Source organism: Infirmifilum sp. NZ, assembly GCF_022693705.1.
Classification (GTDB): domain Archaea; phylum Thermoproteota; class Thermoprotei; order Thermofilales; family Thermofilaceae; genus Thermofilum.
Genome location: NZ_CP094288.1, coordinates 1,715,902 through 1,731,653, shown reverse-complemented (window position 1 = coordinate 1,731,653; position 15,752 = coordinate 1,715,902). Strand labels below are relative to the sequence as shown.

The following is a 15,752-nucleotide window of genomic DNA, read 5'->3' as shown; positions in this document are numbered from 1 at the left end:
GTGCTGGGCGAGCGACCCGAGTAGCCTTGGCTGGCAACGTACGTGAGTAAAGTATTTATGGTTGTTAATAACTGAGACTTTGTATGACAGAAACACCGAAAAGTATTACTATCGACAAGAAACTCCTCGAGAGAGCGCGAGAGTTTCACGGGCACGTGTGCCCATTCCTCGTGCTCGGCCTTCTCGCTTCCGAGATTGCTAAGAGCGAGCTCGGAGTTTCCAAGGCGGGGGTTTACGAGACGATACACGAGGAGCTGGTCGCCGTGGTGGAGGCTAACAACTGCATGGCTGACGGCGTTCAAGTGGCAACCGGTTGCACGTTTGGGAACAACAGCCTCATCTACCTCGACACCGGGAAGAACGCGCTCACCCTTTACAGGAGGAGCACGGGCGAGGGGGTGAGGGTTTACGTGGACTGGGAGAGGATCAGCGGCGAGTTTCTCCCGCGCACGGCTGGCGGGGCTTGGAGGGAGGGCAACGAGCTTTGGAGGAAGGTCGTCGTTGAGAGGTCTGCGTCCATGGAGGAGGCTGAGCGCCTTCATGCCCTGTGGGAGCAGGTTGCCCTCAAGTTGCTGGAGCTCCCGGTGGACTACTTCAAGGTGAGCAGGGTCAGGGTGAGCCCGATTGAGCGTGCCCCGATCTTCGAGAGCGTCAAGTGCGCGAGGTGCGGCGAGCTTGTGGCGAAGCCCAGGGCCGTTGCAACGCCGGAAGGCTACCTCTGCCCGGCATGCGCTCGTGCGAGTGTTAACGGGGTGATCGGGCGCGGGATAGTTGCTGGGCTTCAGTACCCTGTTGAGGTGGTGGGATGAGGTTGAGGGTCGTTCTGGCCGTCCTCGTCGTAGCAGTCGCCGTCGCGGCAGCCGCTCTGCTCATGCTAGGCGGGAGGCACGAAGCACAGCCACCTACTCCGTCTGGGGCCACGTACCCACTGACAGTCGTGGACTCCGCCAACAGGACGGTGACCATTGAAAGGAGGCCCGAGCGTCTCGTGGCCGTAGGGCCCGGCATGCTGAGGCTTTTGGTGTACTTGAACGCCAGCGACCTCGTCGTGGGTGTTGAGCAAGCGGAGAAGCAGTGGAGCCCTCTTGGGAGGGACTACGCGATGGCCCTTGGCAGCGAGTACTTCTCCTCGAAGCCCGTGATCGGGCCCGGTGGTCCCGACAAACCGCCCGCACCCGAGCTCATACTCAAGGTTCAGCCTGACCTCGTGGTGATGTCTTACGCTTTGATCGGTGCTTACGATCCAGACAGGCTCCAGAGCGAGGTCGGAGTACCAGTTGTGGTCGTCAACTACGGGACAGTGGGTAACGTGGATGTGCCTGGCTTGAAGCGCGCGCTAAGCCTCCTCGGCAGGGTTCTAGGCAGGGATGAGAGAGCCAGACAGCTCTCCGAGTACATAGATGGGGTCGTTCAGGATTTGAGCAGGAGAACAGCGGGGCTCGCGGCGAGGCCAAGTGTTTACGTCGGAGCGGTCTCCTTCAAGGGCGCCCAGCCCTTCACGTCCACGCAGTCGCCTTACCCGCCTCTGCTACTCTTGAACACTCCGAGCGTGGCCGACGAGGCGGGAAAGGGCAAGGGTTTCGTTTCGCTGGACTTCGAGTACCTCCTCAAAGCGCAGCCAGAGTACGTGTTCATCGATGAGGGAAACCTCCAGTCCGTGCTTCAGGACTTCCAGAAGTCCCCCGAGAAGTACTGCGCCCTCAAGGCCTTCCGGGAAGGCAGAGTGTACGGCGTCCTGCCCTTCAACTACTACTGGACTAACGTGGCCACGGCGCTCGCAAACGCCTACTACATGGGTAGCGTACTCTACCCCGATAGGTTCAAAGACATAGACCCTGCCTCTAAGGCTGACGAGATCTTCAGAGCATTCCTCGGAAAGCCCATCTACAGGGGCTTCGTTGACAGGGGGTACCCCGGCTTCGCGAACCTTAGCAGCCTGTTCAAGTGCCCCTGAGAGGGGTTTCGAGGCGTGAGGAAGGAGTCACTCCTGGCAGCGTTTTTCCTGCTGGCCCTCCTGGGGGTTTTCCTAGCAGAGGTAAGCTTCGGCGCGTACAGCTTATCGCTTCGCGACATCATAGCTTGCATCACGGGCGCCAGCGTCCCCCCTGAGGTTCGAGCGGTGTTAGACATGAGGCTTAGGAGAGCCCTCGCGGCGGTCGCGGTAGGGGCTATCCTGGGCTCTAGCACGATGGTGCTGCAGTCCTCTCTAAGGAACGTCCTGGCTTCGCCGTTCACACTGGGTGTGCAGCAGGCGGCGTCTATCGGAGCCGCGGTGGCGCTCATGGCCCTATACGGCGGCTCCGTGACTAGGTGGAGCATTAGCGTCACGAACCCCTTTGTGGTGTCTGGCTTCGCGTTCCTATCGGCTCTCGCGCAGACTCTGCTGATCCTGGCTCTCTCGGCCGCAGGGGGACTCACAGCGTACGCTGTAGTGCTTGTCTCGGTGACCATGAGCTTTATAACGCAGGCTATACTCTCGTTGCTCCAGTACCTCTACTTCAACGAGATCCTGGTGGCCGCCCTCCTCTTCTGGACCTTCGGCGACGTGGGTAGGCCGAGCTGGCAGGAGATCCACATACTAGGCATCACAGCGGCGCTCAGCCTGGCTGTGTACTGGTACTTCTCTATGGACCTGGACCTGCTCATGGTCGGCGACGATGTCGCTAGGTCGAGCGGCGTAAACCCCTCCGCTACGCGTGTTGTTCTGCTCTTAGCCGCCGCGCTGGCTACAGCCGTCTCCGTGTCGTTCGCAGGAGTCATAGGCTTCGTTGGGCTAGCGGGCGGGGTCATGGCTCGGCAGATTGCTGGCTGGAGCAACAGGAGGAGCCTCCCGCTTGCCGCCACGCTGGGCGCGACCCTCCTTGTGCTATCCGACCTTGTGGGCCGCACTGTTCTTTCCCCTATCGTGATACCCGTGGGGATAATGACGACGATTATAGGAGCCCCTCTGCTCGTCTACCTGGTGGTGCGTGGTAAGCATGGTCAGCATTAGAGTCGTAGGGGTGACGGTGAGGTACGGTAGCGTTGAGGCTCTCAGGAACGTGACCCTCAGCGTGGACTCCGGTGAGGTTGCCTCGCTCGTGGGCCCGAACGGCTCGGGAAAAACAACCCTCCTGAAGACACTCGACGGAATCCTCAGAAGATTCACCGGAGCAGTTTACCTGGACGGGAGAGATGTGAGGAGGATCGGGCAGAGGGAGATCGCTAAGGTCGTCGGCTACGTCCCCCAGAGGCTCGAGAGCTTCGCGCCGATAACTGTGTACGACTTCGTCCTGACAGGCCGGCGCCCCCACGTCGAAGGCCTGCCTAAGCGCGAGGACCACGAGGCCGTGGAGGAGTCGCTTAAAGTGACGGGGACAAGCAGCCTGCGCGACAGGCCCATAACCACTCTCAGCGGGGGCGAGCTCCAGCGAGTCTTGATAGCCAGGGCGCTAGCCGCCAGACCGAAAGTCCTCCTCCTCGACGAGCCTACCGCTAACCTCGACCCCAAGTACCAGCTTGAGGTGCTGAGGATACTCCGCTCTCTAGCGAAAAGCGGGCTGTGCGTGATCATGGCCCTCCACGACCTCACACACGCCTACAGGTACTCCGAGAAGGTCGTGATGCTGAAGAACGGGGTGGTCTACGCCGCTGGTAGGCCCGAGGAAGTCATCATAGAGGAGAACATAAGCCGGGTTTACGGCGTTAAGGCTATCGTCCACAGGGATATAAAGGCTGTGACGTACCTCGACTGAAGAGCTATGCGGCGCGTTTCTCTGCCATCATCGTGAAGACCTCCCAGAGGGCTGGAGTGCTTCCCGAGCCTAGACATGGACTTCAAGTCCACGATCCTTATAAGCCTTGAGCCGGTGATACGTGTGTGGCACAAGAAGAGAAAAGCTTGGCTGAGGGTCTGCGCGCGCTGTCGTCAGCGTCGCTGCTGATGCTCTTAGCCTACATCCTCCTAGCCGCTGGGGTGCTACTGGCCCCCCTCCTCAGGTTTTCCTACCTAGGAGTGCTCAGGCACCGTCCAGCCTTCACCGCTCAGCCCTGGGGGCCGTTTCTAGTGGCGGCCCTAGCTGCTGTAGCGGGTGGCGTTGCGCTCTACGCAATCCTGGCTAAGCTTTCGAGGAGTTTCAGCTCCCTAGGTGCTTGGAAGGAGGACTTGAAGAGCCTTTCCCCTCTAGCAGTGGCGGGGCTATCTATAGGCGTAGCCCTTATGACCGCAGGAATCGCGTTAGTGGCTTTCACGTGGCTAGGAAGGTGGGTTGTCGTCGGCCTCGCCCTTCTCACCCTAGCCGTCGGCTACGTGGGCCTAGGAGTTCTCTCGCTCAAGCTCGGGACCTACCTGAACTCCTCCACCTTCACCCTGGCCGGGGCCTTCGCGATCCTGTCAGCGCTCGCGCCCCCGTTCGCGCCCGTATCCTGGCTGGTACTCTACATCGAGTCTAGCGCTCAGGCTGTGAGAGCCGCCCAGGAGAAGGTTACTTGACACCGAAGTACTTCTCGTAGAGTTCCTGGCTTTTTCTGAAAGGTATCTCCGAGAAGAAGCCCGGCACGAGCTTCTCGACGTAGTCCTCGGTTGCGAGAGCGGATGGTACCGCCACGAAGGTAAGCTCGGTGTAGCTGTCGCCGGCTGAGATCGCCTTCGTGATCCTCGCGAAGTGCCTCAACTCCCCCTTAACAGCGAGGATGCTAAAAGTGTTCCCGGCGGCCTCGTAAGCTCCCGCGGGGTAGTGTGGTGCCCGCCTGTACTCACCGAGGTATATCTCCTGGTCCCAAGGCGAGTTAGGATCCCTGACGTAAGTCACGGAGACGGGGTATGGGAAGCCAGGCTCGGGGACAACGCGTTGCTCTATCACGGGCTTTGTCCCGGAGAACGTATACCATCCAAGCCAGGCAAGCATCCTGATGACCTTCGGATCGGGCTTGAGCTTCTCGACCTCTTTCTCAAGCTTCAGCATAAAAGAGTGCCCCATCGCGTAGCCCCACTCGAAGAGCCTTTCAGCAGTAGCCGGGTACCCATACTTCTCCAGCATCTCCATGATGGCCATGAGGTAGACGCGGTTGAGCGTGTAGGTGTCTACGGTTGAGGAGCCGAGAAGCTTCCTCAGCCTTGCTGTGACCTTTGCTAAGCTCTCAGTCACGTGAGAAACAATAGCCAGCTAGTAATAAAGTTTCATTCAACGAAATGTGGGGGCCTCAGAAACCTCCTGAGGACAACCCTCACTTGAGGGGCTTGTCTTCGTGGGATCTAGCCCGATACGCCAGTAGAAGTCCCTGTAAGCTCGCACCCCTGGAACACTCTTCAAGTCCTCGACTCTGAGCCCCTTCTAACCTCTTACAGTATCTCTTTTACCAGCACCCCGGGCAGGTCTCAAGGAGCACCCCCCGCGTCAGGCTACCGGGTAGTCTACTCAAACACCCATCGACGCAACCGCAGGATCAACCCTAAGCAGTTGCTCAAGGCCCTCGCAGAGTATCCGGTAACAGCCTGCTGGCGCGTTTATCCGTGTTACGCGGTTAACAACTTCCTACCCTGCGCTAAAGTATCGGCTCAACATTATAGTGAGGAGAAGTATACCGCTAGAAGGAGTTGAATACACTCAAGCGTTTAGTATCTGCCTGGAGTGCTCAATCCAGCTTGAGGAGCTTCCTGATACTCTTAAACATCTCGGGCATGGCTTCTGGGTCAGTACCGGTGACCAGGTTCCCGTCAACGGCTACGTTCCCCTCCACTAGCACACCCCCGGCGTTCCTCACGTCGTCGTGAATCGCGTGGAAGGCTGCGACCTTTTTCCCTTTGATAACCCCGGCGGAGATCAGAACCCATGGCGCGTGGCATACGGCCGCGACAACCTTGCCGGACTCATAGGCTTTCTTCACGAATTCGAGAACTCCTTTGTTCCTCCTGAGCCTATCGGGGGCGTAGCCACCGGGGATCCAGATCAAGTCATAATAGGTGGCCTTTGATGGATCGACCTGGACGTTTGCCTTAACCTTGAATCCCTGCTTCCCGTGATACTCCCTCAACTCTGGTCCTACGAGGTCTACCTCGAACCCTAGCTCCTTGAGGCGGTAAAGAGGATATATGAGCTCGCGCTCGTCGAAGTAGTCTTCTACGAGAATCGCCGCCCTCATATCGTATAGTTTAGCGATTGTAGACTATTTATCGATTATTCATGTTCACCACGCAAGATTCTCGCACTTTTAGTCTCGCGAAACGCTCTTCGAAGAGGTTTGTCTCTCAGTTTATAGGCGATTCGCTCAGATGTTAGACCCCTTTTCTCCTAGACTTGAAGAGGGTAGGCTCGTGAGATGTAGAGCGATGCGTATTCTGCAAAAGTCGCAAATATCCTTGCTTGTAGGTTCACCGCACAGCCTGCACTCTCTGAGCTCTGGGTTCTGACCTGTTACGGGTAGCTGGGCTACCCCGCGGACCAGTTGTAGCCTGAAGCCGGGGTGCTTTTCTTCAACCCTGCGTGCGAAGTCCTGCAAGAAGGGTTGGAGCCAGTCTCCCTTTAGCGGCGCGAGGGGGCACCTCTCTCTCGTGAAGGGCAGACCCTGTGACTCAGCTATCGCCAGCGCCTCCTCGCCTGTGACCTCGAAGAGCGGCCGGATCTTCGGGAGAAGCTTCGGGTGCGTGGAGGGGGCGATCGGCTTGAGCTTAGCGGCCCAGTCAGCCCTCCCCTGCGCAAGGTCCTTCAGGAAAAAGACCAGGATATCGTCAGCGTTGTGGCCTGTCGCGACCTTAGTCGCCCCGAGCTCTCTGGGAGCCTTGTTCATGAGATACCTCTTCACCGCCCCGCAGACCGAGCACGGTGGCCTTCTCAGGGCCCTGCTCGCGGAGGGTATGTCTATCCCGTAGTCCCTGAGGCTGACGGTGTGGAGCTGGACGCCGAGCATCCCAGCCAGATCCTCGACGACCCCGAGCGTGGGGGTTAGACCGAGGTCTATGTGGAAAGCCCTCAGCTCGAAGGGCTTGGTCTTCTGGAGCTCCCGGAGGACGTACAGCGCCACCGCGCTGTCCTTCCCGCCGCTGACGGCAACGAACACTCTGTCACCTGGGGCGACCAGCTTCCGGCTTGTCCTGATGGCACGCTCCAGCGCAGCCTTCACGCTAACCATACGGGGTTCCACTCAGCAGGGTTACCTCACAAGCGCTAGATATTTCTATAGCTGGTGCGCCTATACAACGATGAGCCAGAAGCTTGTTGAAAGCATCAGGAGGAGCGTGGAGCTCGAGTTGAAGAACGCGTGCTCGCTTGAGCTTGGGTTGCTGGACTGAGGAGCGAGATGATTAAAGCGATACTGGGGAGCATCGCACACGACTCAAGAAAGCACGCTGAGATGTACAGGGGGATAATCAACATCCTGATGGATGGGGCCTGCGGCCTCCCAGTGTTGCTCGGCTACAGCGCCGAGGAAGTGCTGTGCGGCGATGCTACTTTTAGGCTCATCCGGCGCGGGGCCTCAGCTGCCTCCTGTGGAGCATGACTGTTGCTATATGGCTACATGCCCTCGCCTTGCGGACGTAGCCGTAGGCTGGAGAGGCAGCCGCGCCTGTACCTCCCCTCGCTTATTCAGACGTTGTACCAGGGGTAGGTGTCTCCCGTCTCGGGCAACTCTCTGACGAGCCAGTGCTCTACGCCGACCCTCTCCACCTTCCCGGCCAAGAGCCTGTAGGTTGCGCGGTAGAGCCACTCCGCGGGCTTGTCCGGGAATGAAGAGTGCGGCTCGCCCAGCGCGTTGAGCAGGTCCCTGCGCTCCTCGCTCAGCCTTTTACCACAGTAGCCGGAGAGGATGCACCTCACCAGGGCTCAGGCCAGCCTGCTCTTCTCTCTTTCAACCCTCAAGTAATAGCTGCGGTCGATGAGCCTTAGGTAGCTCCTAGCTCCGCCCTAGTTTCCACTTCCAGCCCTCAAAGCAAAAAGGAGATAAATCCCTCTTCATCTTGAGGTATGAGCAACTCAGTTCCCTTCCATCCCCCTCAGGGGGAGTGGAGGGTGCCGCGCGCGGTGCGAAGAGGGGATGTGCCCGCGGCGACGCGGGCTGAAGGCCGCCCAGCCAGGGCGGCCCGCCCCGAAAAGGGGACCCATGACACCCCGAAAGGGGGCCCTCAGAAAGGTGAAGGGGGCAGATGAGCCAGGCGCGATCTTCCAGAGCATATCCCAGATCTCCGACTCCTTTATGACCTCTCTTCACTATCACCTCGGAAGTACCGTTTCACGGGACACCCGGCGGCTAGCCGAGGAATCCCCGGATCCTTGCTAGGCGCACCGCGTCGAAATCGCCCGCGTCTATGGCGATGAGGTAGTCTTTTCTTGGGGCTGCCTCAACCCCTATCTTCTCCTTCAGGTCAAGGGCTTCCCTGACGGTACTGAACCCGAGAAAACTGCTCGCGACCTCGGGTGCGAAGAATTGGTAGTCGAGCTCTAGCTCAGCCTTTATATGCTCCAGGAGGGGGGAAGAGAGCTCTTCCAGCTTTTCCACGATGCCGTGCGCATCGAGGAGGGTGGGCGGGAAACCCACGCTGTAGCAAGCGGCTGTGAATGCTATCGCGCGAGGAGCCGGGCCTGGTGCGTCTTCAGCCATGAAGCGCCCGTAGAGCCTACGGTCGAGCCTTTCGCGCGTCTGCGGGACCTTGTTGGCGATCTCGTTTATCGCGGGCAGGAGCTGCGTCACCCTGCTTCTGTACGCCTGAGACATCGCCTCCAGCAGCTCGTGGCCTGCCCGGAATCTCGGAGCGGGCTTCCCTGCGTTGTCCCGAAGAACCTTGGAGACGTATTGCGCGACCTCACGCGGCACATCGTACCTGACGGCTGACTGGAGCGTGGCCGTGTCGAAGCCTCGGTAGAGGCGTGCCTCCACCTCAGTGAGAGAAGGGTTGTTCAGCCCGCCGCGGAAGGGGGGAGAGCCCATGCCGAGAATCACGCTCACATCCACTCCGGAGCGGCGGGCGAAGTCGTGGACTGAGCTCAGGGCGTGGAGTGTGGAGAGGAGAGAAGCGAGGTGGCCTGAGCGGAGCGCCGCGTCGCTCTTACCCACGAAGACCCTTAGGGGTTTGGGGTCGATGCCGTTTCTCTCGAGGAACTCGAGGTAGGAGGACAGTATAGACTCCGCGTTAAGGTGCTCGCTGACCCCCTCGAGGAGCGGGACCACCTCGGGCGGCTCCGCGTCAACGCCGGTGAGCTCCCGCACCAGCCTGGCTTTCTCGCGGAGGGCTCTGCACGCTACGCTGAGGACGTCAGAGGAGTCGACCATCGGCACGACTACCCACCTTACAGCCTCAACGCCCGCGCGCTCGACAGAGTAGTAGTTCGCCAGCACGGCCGACTCCAGCGCTAGGAGGAGCCTGTCCACGCCCTCCAGCTTCGGGTTCGGCACCCTGACCGTCACGAAGAACTCCTCCCCAACCGGAATCCCCTCTTCGAGAGCCTTGAGGACGATGTCACGCGGCTGGGAGTACGGGGTCAGCTTGCCCTCGAAGTCCACCATGACCTCGTCGCAGCCGTACAGCCTGTAGCCTAGGATAGCCTCCCGGACTTCTTCAGACACCGGGATCCTCACAGCCGAGTCCGGGTGTTGAGTACACATCAGCCTCGGAATAGCCATCTCGCTGTAGCGCGCCTAGCGATTTTTCATCTTTTCCAATATTTTTTCGCAATAATCACCTATATTCACGCGATGAGTACGCATAAATTTTTAGATATTTATTGGAAATATTGTAAAAATTTCAGGAGTATGCATATGCCTCCTCCGTGTAATGCTCGCTGGTATGCGTGAGCTCGAGTACTTACTAGAAATATTTAAATACTAGTAAATTGATTACTAATTTGTGAGGGTCAGGGTGACGAGGAACTTCCAAGTGACGATCCCTGCGGAGATCAGGAGGGCCCTCGGTATAAGAGAGGGGGATCTGCTGGAGGTGAGGCTGGAAGGGGGTAGAATCGTCATCGAGAAGGCTGAGCTGGAGCTTCCCCGCATCAGGCTGGGAATGAGCGTTACTACGGGGGAGGTTGAGCGACTCATCGAGGAGGGTGCTGAGGAGAGCGCACACCTATGAGCGAGGCAGTCATAGACACAAACGTGTTCATTCACGCGATTTCGGAGGACTCGCCTCTGCACCAGGAGGCTAGGATGCTCCTCTACGGACTTAAGAGGTGGATGGTGCCCACAGTCGTTGTCTACGAGCTCGTATGGTTTTTTAAAAGAGTGGGGGTTAGATCTGAGGTTGCAGCGTACGTAGTTGAGAGCATCCTCAGCAACCCGCGCACGGTGGTGCTCGCGGATCTCGGGGAGCATGCGAGGTGGGCCCTCAGAGCCTTGCGCGAGGAGAAGATAGGCTTGGCGCACTTTAACGACAAGGTTATCGTCTCCACTGCGGCTAAAGCTGGTGTCCCACTGGTAACCTACGACGACGAGCTGAGAAAAGAGGCTATGAGAGAGGGCTTGAAGGTGCTCCCACCGCTTTGAATTCTGCGATTGTAGCCAAGGCTTGAGACCTGCTTGCCCTCTTCCTTGCCGCGACCCTCACTACGATAAGCGTGGAGGTGACGATTAAAGCGGGGAAGAGGGGCCACGATGGGATGCTCGTGTACTCGACCGAGCAGTTGGCCGCGTCGACATCTCCTAGGGTGAGTGAGGCTTCCCAGGCTAGAAGGAGCGTCGCTCTACGTGACGTGGATCCGCACGTGAGCGTTACTTCAGCGTAGAGTGCTGGCAGGTTAAAGCTGGTTAGTGTTACCCTCGTGGTCGCGTTGTACACAACTCTCACGCTGAGGGGTGCTCGGACGACTACGCTGGGGGAGGTTTGGCGCTTACCGCTGTACTCGTACGCGACCGGTAGCACGGCCACGCCTCGAGATTCAAAGCTCGGGGCTTTGACCTCGAAGGCTGCGCCCTCGTACACCCAGTCCTCATAGGTGGTGTTCAGCGCGGTGACTCTCACGAGAAACTGCTTCCGGTAAACCACCCTGTAGACGCCCGGCCCCGTAGCTGCGGCATCCGAGAGGCTAAAGCTCGTGTTTCGGTAGAGGACGATGGGTGACACGAGCCTCGTGCCGTTGCCAAACTCGATAGCCTCTGGGATGAGCGGTGAGAGCTTTGAGCCCGCTTCGAGCCAGAGGGTCGTAGTGTTCACAGATACTATCGTGACGAGGAACTGCTTCCTGTAGACCCCCTCAAGCCTCCCAGCGCTCGCGACCCTGCTGTCTGGGCCGACATCCTCGCCCGAGAGGAGGACACGCTCGAGCACGTACCTGGTGCCGTTGTCGAAGCCGATTTCCCGGGGCACCAGTGACTCGACGGGTGTGCCCTCGTCCACCCAGTCCTCGCGGGCACCGGTGGGGAGTACGACAAAAACCCTGTACTGCCTGGTGTACGTGATATCGACAGCTGCACCCGGCCAGACCCTCGTTCCGTTGAACCGCTGGCCGTCTACGTAGACTACTGGGTTGACGAGCCTCGTGCCGTTGCCGAGGTCCACGACGGGGACGATGTACTGGGAGATGTCTAGGCTCGTGGAGTAGTAGGTGCCTAAAGGGGTTCTAACTAGGACGAGGAAAGCCCACAGCTGTCTCACGACCGGCTCGCCGGGGGTTACTCGGGCTGCGCCATCAACAACCTGCGCTACACTCGCTACTGCTTTCTCGAAGGTGTTTCCTCCGGCTGACCACGCGGCCTGCGGTGGGGACCAGCGGTTTTCCCGGAAGTAGCTGAGCTTCAGCGTCACCGCCCCGCTCTCCAGCACGGCGGTTGGGTAGTCACTCGACCTGCCGGCTAGGACAAGCTCGGCATCGAGAGGAGACCACTCCCACAGGACCGGCTCTACGACGAAGCCGGCCCAGCTAACGCCATCTGACGGTGAGATTCTCACGGAGTCCACGATGCCCGAGTCCCTGTGGAAGCTCACAGTAACCCCCTGGGGCGAGGCGCTGAGCGCTGCCTCGAGCGTTGCAGAGGCCCCTAAGGGTGTCACCTGCGACGCATAGATGTACACGTCGCCTGCGCACCCTCCCTGGCTCCCAGTGTAGTGGTGGACGCGGCCCATCCCGGTGATGCTCTCGGGGTTGAGAGGGGAGAGGGAGCAGTACTGGACTTTTAAGACCTTCGTGGTGTTCCAGATATTCACATTGACGTAAGCACCGCTCCCCGTGACTATGAGAACCTCCTGCACCCAGTAGACCTGCTGTCCTCCTCCCCTGGTCAGGACCTTGAGGTTCAGGTTGAGCTGGACGCTGAAGCTCCCCCTCAGGTGGAGGTGATCGTAGCTTGTCGCCTTCAGCTCCGGGGTGAACGACACCTCGGCCCTCGCGCGGGTGAAGTTGTACGAGTAGGAGGTGTAGGACCCGTTGAGGTACGCGATGCCCAGGTCCACGATCCCCGTCGGGGCAGCCCTCCCCAAGCTCGTCGCCGCCGTGCCGGTTGCCCGGTTTAGCGCCCACGCCAGCGCTGGCTCGCCGCAGAGCAGGGCCTTCACGCTCCCAGTGACCCTAGCGGTCGCGGAGGAGGGGTTGTAGACGGCCAGCCCGACCCTCCTAGGAACCCGCACCGACACCGAGAGAGGGCTGAAGATCCTGGGCAGAGAGGGGGATGAGGACAGCTCCCTGGAGGAGGTGAGGTCGTAGACCATGAGCCTCACGGGCACACTGGAGTACAGCTCTGGGTACAGGGTTAGTTCAACGTTTCCGGCTGAGTCGAAGGTGAGGGGGTAGTAAGAGTAGTAGCCGGGCGCCACACTGTCCTGAACCGAGTAGACGAGCACCACGCAACCTCCTTCAGCCCGCGCGCTCGCCGCAGCAGCCGCTATGGCTAGAGCCGCGAGCAACAGAGCATAACTCAAGCGCACATAGAAACAACCGCTAGATCCGATTTAAAGCCAGCTCTTCACGCCCAATATCCTGTCCGTAAGGAGTATGGAGTCCGCTGCCTCACTCGCGGTAGACATGGATGCCCGCACAGCGTCCACGTTCTCAGGAATCACGACCGCTTCCTGGTGCACCGCGTAGGCTAGGGAAACCGTTGCCCCCTTAACCGCAACGCTATCCTCCCATACGGCAACCTCGTATATGTCCCCGAGGGGCCTGCCAGCGTACCTGGCCAGCTCTCGCAGCTCCGCGGTTGACCTGATGCTGTCGTCCAGCACGAGGACACGGGGGGCCTCATGTAGCGATTCGACGAGCTTCGACGCGGAAACTGGCTCGCGGAACTCAGCGAAAATAATGTGGAGGTGCGAGAGGGTAGTCGGCGCGACGACCGCGTAGGTTAAGACCTCGATGTTGGGGAAAATCTCGGCTAGGTCGCGCGAGTGGTGGGAGGGAGGCGGCAGGCTCTCGAGGAGCAATCCCTCGATCGGGCCCCTCGATACTTCCTTGGGGTCCGCCCCCCGCCTAACTATAACGCCGTAAACCCGCCTGAGCTCACCCACCCTTGATAGAGCATAAATCACCCTCGCTAGGCCTGTCGTGTTGCACGAAAGCACCCTCAGGTACCTCTTCCCAAGAGCCTTCGAGTAGTTCACCAGCGGGAAGAAGCTCGCCTCGGCGACGTCCGGCTTCTCGCCTCCCTGAAACACCGCCCTCTTCCCCGCTGCCTCATATACCGGTTTGTACCTCGCCCCGACTCCGCTGGGAGTCGCGTCCACGACGATGTCGCTTTCAGCGATCATCTCCTCGATAGAGCCGGATGGCTTTATCCCGGCTTCCTCAAACCGCTCTGCGTAGCCATCTGGGACAAACAGCCTGAAACCGTTTTTGACGGCTAGAGCGGCTTCCCAGTCGGGCCTCGTCTTCGAAACACCTACGAGCTCCATGTCAGGCATCCTGCTGACAGCCCAGGCCACCCTCTTGCCTATCGTGCCGTAGCCGTTCACCGAGACCCTGATCACATCTTAAAAGCACAAGTTATTAATTTAAAGTATTATCATTAATCAATAATGACAAAATGGCTTTAACCCCCGCTGATTAAAGAGTAAATGACGGGAATGAATGCGCGTGAGACCTATGCTTCTATCCTGCTAGCGCTGGGATTTGCGCTCCAGGTCTTCTTAGACAGGCCTCTCAGCGAGTACTTGATGCTCGCTCTCCTCTCAGCATCGCTTGGCGTCTCATGGACCCTTTGGCGGGGAGCCCCTCTACTCTTTCTAATCGGCTCCGCGACGGGGCTCGCTTTTGAGGTCGTGGGGCTCAGCACGGGCCTGCCCTTTGGGGCTTACACCTACACGTGGAGAGCTCCTCGGGTATTCGGCGTCCCTGTGCCCGTGGTGTTTGCCTGGGGCACCTACCTGTACGCGTCGTACCTCTCCGCGCTCCCACTCGCGGGGAGGTGGAAGAGGGCGCTGGCGGCGACACTCTACATGGTTCTCCTAGACCTCGGAGTCGATCCCGTTATGGTGGAGAAAGGGCTTTGGACGTGGAGCGCGCAGTGCCCCTGCTGGTTTGGCGTGCCCCTCACGAACTACCTGGGCTGGGCAACAGTATCGGCTTCTGCCATTCTCATCTACCAGAGGCTGGTGAAAAGTGAGCCCGTGGCTAGGCCTGTCGTCTCGTTCACCGTTCTCGCGGCCTGCCTCCCGATACTCAAGGAGGCATCAGGGGGAGCTCTCTTACCTGCTCTCGCCAGCTTCGCACTGCTGGCTACGGCGTCGACAGCCCTATACATCGTAAGCAGAAAGGCTTGGAACACGGGATCAGAAAAACTATACTATTAGCTCCCCGCTTCGCCTGTAGAAGTGGACCTTCTTGAAGTCGAAGTACACTTCGACCTCTTCCCCGACGCCGAGCCTCTCCTCCGGCCTCAGGACGGCCCTGATGAGCGTCCCGTCGGGCGCGTGCAGGAAGGCGATCTCCTCGCGGCCAAGCCACTCGGTGGTGTAGATCGTGAAGCCCTTACCCCTCCTGACCTGTACGTGCTCAGGCCTGAGCATCAGTAGCACCCTGGTCTCCCCGAGCTCCCTGAAGACCCTCGCGATGTCGTCAGGCAGCGCGAACGACGCGCCCGCGACCTCAACTCTGGGCTGAGGCTCCAGCACCACCTCCGCGTCGAGGATGTTCGCGGGCGGGCTCCCGATGAAGCTGGCGACGAACGTGTTCGCGGGGTTGTTGTAGAGCTCCTCCGGTGTAGCGTACTGCTGCAGCTCCCCTTTGTTGAGCACAGCCACTCTATCGGCGAGGCTCATCGCCTCGGCCTGGTCGTGCGTCACGTAGATCGTGGTGATGCCCAGCTCCCTCTGAAGCCTCTTCAGCTCCGCCCTCACCTCGATCCTTATCTTCGCGTCCAGGTTGCTCAGGGGCTCGTCCATGAGGAAGAGCTGGGGCTGCTTCACTATCGCGCGGGCTAGGGCTACGCGCTGCTGCTGCCCGCCGCTGAGCTGCGACGGCTTCCTGTCGAGGAGGTCGTCTATCCTGAGCATAGCAGCGACCTCTCGAACCCTAGCGTCGATCTCCTGCTTCGGTAGCTTCTTCAGCCTCAGCGGGAAAGCTATGTTCTCGTACACCGTCATGTGGGGGTAGAGGGCGTAGCTCTGGAACACCATTCCTATGTTCCTGTCCTTGGGCTCCAGGTCGTTCACTATCGTGTCGTCGAAGTAGATGTAGCCTGTCGTGGGCTTGTAGACGCCTGCTATCATGAGCAGGGTTGTCGTTTTCCCGCAGCCGCTGGGGCCTAGCAGGACGACGAACTCCTTGTCCTTCACCTCGAGGTTCAGGTTTTTGACAGCGTCCACTCCGCCCCGGAACGTTTTCGATACGTTCTCCAGCCTAACCCTAACCACG

Annotated in this window: 17 protein-coding genes; 9 read left to right on the top strand and 8 right to left on the bottom strand. The window is 59.5% G+C overall.

Annotated elements, in window-relative coordinates; translation table 11 throughout:
* Positions 1-83 precede the first annotated feature (83 nt).
* The 5 genes from MOV14_RS09435 to MOV14_RS09415 all read left to right on the top strand — a co-directional run bounded on the left by MOV14_RS09435 (position 84) and on the right by MOV14_RS09415 (position 4,471).
* Complete coding sequence (locus MOV14_RS09435; RefSeq protein WP_318537079.1) at positions 84-809, top strand: FmdE family protein; 726 nt, start codon at positions 84-86, stop codon at positions 807-809.
* Positions 806-1,954 carry an ABC transporter substrate-binding protein gene (locus MOV14_RS09430; protein WP_318537078.1) on the top strand — a complete coding sequence of 383 codons (1,149 nt, stop codon included), beginning with the start codon at positions 806-808 and terminating at the stop codon, positions 1,952-1,954. The genes MOV14_RS09435 and MOV14_RS09430 overlap by 4 nt, the downstream gene beginning before the upstream one ends.
* 15 nt (positions 1,955-1,969) lie before the next feature.
* A complete protein-coding gene (locus MOV14_RS09425) occupies positions 1,970-2,992 on the top strand; it encodes a FecCD family ABC transporter permease (RefSeq protein WP_318537077.1) in 1,023 nt (340 codons plus the stop codon).
* Positions 2,979-3,734: an ABC transporter ATP-binding protein gene (locus tag MOV14_RS09420; protein ID WP_318537076.1), complete on the top strand. Its 756-nt coding sequence runs from the start codon at positions 2,979-2,981 to the stop codon at positions 3,732-3,734. The genes MOV14_RS09425 and MOV14_RS09420 overlap by 14 nt, the downstream gene beginning before the upstream one ends.
* A gap of 125 nt (positions 3,735-3,859) precedes the next feature.
* Positions 3,860-4,471 (top strand): hypothetical protein, encoded by a 612-nt coding sequence (locus MOV14_RS09415; protein WP_318537075.1) that lies wholly within the window; start codon positions 3,860-3,862, stop codon positions 4,469-4,471.
* On the opposite strand, the gene MOV14_RS09410 is transcribed toward MOV14_RS09415, so the two are convergent.
* The 3 genes from MOV14_RS09410 to MOV14_RS09400 form a co-directional block, all read right to left on the bottom strand.
* On the bottom strand, positions 4,464-5,126 hold the full coding sequence (locus tag MOV14_RS09410; protein ID WP_318537074.1) for a hypothetical protein: 663 nt from the start codon (positions 5,124-5,126) through the stop codon (positions 4,464-4,466). The two genes, MOV14_RS09415 and MOV14_RS09410, sit on opposite strands and share 8 nt — an antisense overlap.
* A 487-nt stretch (positions 5,127-5,613) precedes the next feature.
* Positions 5,614-6,120 (bottom strand): type 1 glutamine amidotransferase domain-containing protein, encoded by a 507-nt coding sequence (locus tag MOV14_RS09405; protein WP_318537073.1) that lies wholly within the window; start codon positions 6,118-6,120, stop codon positions 5,614-5,616.
* Positions 6,121-6,246: 126 nt separating this feature from the next.
* A complete protein-coding gene (locus tag MOV14_RS09400) occupies positions 6,247-7,107 on the bottom strand; it encodes an adenine nucleotide alpha hydrolase family protein (protein WP_318537072.1) in 861 nt (286 codons plus the stop codon).
* A 168-nt stretch (positions 7,108-7,275) separates the two neighbouring features.
* On the opposite strand from MOV14_RS09400, the gene MOV14_RS09395 reads away from it, so the two are divergent.
* A complete protein-coding gene (locus MOV14_RS09395; RefSeq protein WP_318537071.1) occupies positions 7,276-7,476 on the top strand; it encodes a hypothetical protein in 201 nt (66 codons plus the stop codon).
* 86 nt (positions 7,477-7,562) lie between these two features.
* Here MOV14_RS09395 and MOV14_RS09390 read toward each other — a convergent pair whose 3' ends face one another.
* The gene (locus tag MOV14_RS09390; protein WP_318537070.1) at positions 7,563-7,793 is read right to left on the bottom strand and encodes a hypothetical protein; all 231 of its coding nucleotides are present in this window, start codon (positions 7,791-7,793) and stop codon (positions 7,563-7,565) included.
* A gap of 430 nt (positions 7,794-8,223) precedes the next feature.
* Positions 8,224-9,594, bottom strand: a complete 1,371-nt coding sequence (gene ppcA / locus MOV14_RS09385) for a phosphoenolpyruvate carboxylase (RefSeq protein ID WP_318537069.1) — start codon at positions 9,592-9,594, stop codon at positions 8,224-8,226.
* A 223-nt stretch (positions 9,595-9,817) separates the two neighbouring features.
* On the opposite strand from ppcA, the gene MOV14_RS09380 reads away from it, so the two are divergent.
* Positions 9,818-10,045: an AbrB/MazE/SpoVT family DNA-binding domain-containing protein gene (locus tag MOV14_RS09380; RefSeq protein ID WP_318537068.1), complete on the top strand. Its 228-nt coding sequence runs from the start codon at positions 9,818-9,820 to the stop codon at positions 10,043-10,045.
* A complete protein-coding gene (locus MOV14_RS09375) occupies positions 10,042-10,455 on the top strand; it encodes a PIN domain-containing protein (protein ID WP_318537067.1) in 414 nt (137 codons plus the stop codon). The genes MOV14_RS09380 and MOV14_RS09375 overlap by 4 nt, the downstream gene beginning before the upstream one ends.
* Here MOV14_RS09375 and MOV14_RS09370 read toward each other — a convergent pair.
* Complete coding sequence (locus MOV14_RS09370) at positions 10,418-12,829, bottom strand: thermopsin family protease (RefSeq protein WP_318537066.1); 2,412 nt, start codon at positions 12,827-12,829, stop codon at positions 10,418-10,420. The genes MOV14_RS09375 and MOV14_RS09370 overlap by 38 nt on opposite strands.
* Before the next feature lie 24 nt (positions 12,830-12,853).
* Entirely contained in the window at positions 12,854-13,867 is a 1,014-nt protein-coding gene (locus MOV14_RS09365; RefSeq protein WP_318537065.1) for a type II glyceraldehyde-3-phosphate dehydrogenase, read from the bottom strand.
* A gap of 96 nt (positions 13,868-13,963) precedes the next feature.
* Between MOV14_RS09365 and MOV14_RS09360 the strand changes: the two genes are divergently transcribed.
* Complete coding sequence (locus MOV14_RS09360) at positions 13,964-14,689, top strand: carotenoid biosynthesis protein (RefSeq protein ID WP_318537064.1); 726 nt, start codon at positions 13,964-13,966, stop codon at positions 14,687-14,689.
* Here the strand turns inward: MOV14_RS09360 and MOV14_RS09350 are convergent.
* A complete protein-coding gene (locus tag MOV14_RS09350) occupies positions 14,678-15,751 on the bottom strand; it encodes an ABC transporter ATP-binding protein (protein ID WP_326403727.1) in 1,074 nt (357 codons plus the stop codon). The two genes, MOV14_RS09360 and MOV14_RS09350, sit on opposite strands and share 12 nt — an antisense overlap.
* Position 15,752: the final 1 nt, after the last annotated feature.